Source organism: Undibacterium sp. Ji42W, from assembly GCF_049340405.1.
GTDB lineage: Bacteria > Pseudomonadota > Gammaproteobacteria > Burkholderiales > Burkholderiaceae_D > Undibacterium.
Genome location: NZ_JBMPOV010000053.1, coordinates 1 through 517, shown reverse-complemented (window position 1 = coordinate 517; position 517 = coordinate 1). Strand labels below are relative to the sequence as shown.

Genomic DNA, 517 nt, shown 5'->3' with positions numbered 1-517 from the left:
CTGTCGGGAACTTGGTGGCGGCGCATTTGCCCAGCAATTCATCGGCCGCGCGTTTGCAGGCACTGTAGACGAGCACGTTTTGCCATGGTGTTGCTGCTTGCTTGATGCTCAGGCTGACGACGGATGAAGTCAGCGTGAACGTGGCCTGGCTCAATGTCAGGGTGTTGCTGCCGACCTTTGCGCTTAACACGGCAGTGTATTTTGCACCTGCGGCACCGGCACTGGTCCAGTCTGTGTTGCCAGCAAAACTGGCTGTCATTGCCAGCGTGGTTTTGTAGGGGAAGCTGGCGATGACTTTTTGTGTGGCGTCAATGATGCTGACGGTCAGCGGCAAATCTGTCAAAGCGGCATTGCCTTCATTGGTGACATTGAAAGGGAAACTGATGAGGGTGCCAACTGACACCTGCGGTGCAGATGCCGTGATACTGCCTTTCAAGCCACTGCCTGTGCTGGCGGTGGATGCTACTGTAAATACACCACTGGCTTGTGAGAGCACGGTGTTGCCGGCAATGCTGAC

General features: G+C 55.7%; 1 protein-coding gene. It reads right to left on the bottom strand.

What is annotated here, in order from left to right; translation table 11 throughout:
• On the bottom strand, window positions 1–517 hold a 517-nt coding region (locus ACO0LG_RS29555), incomplete at both ends, for a hypothetical protein (protein ID WP_423032197.1).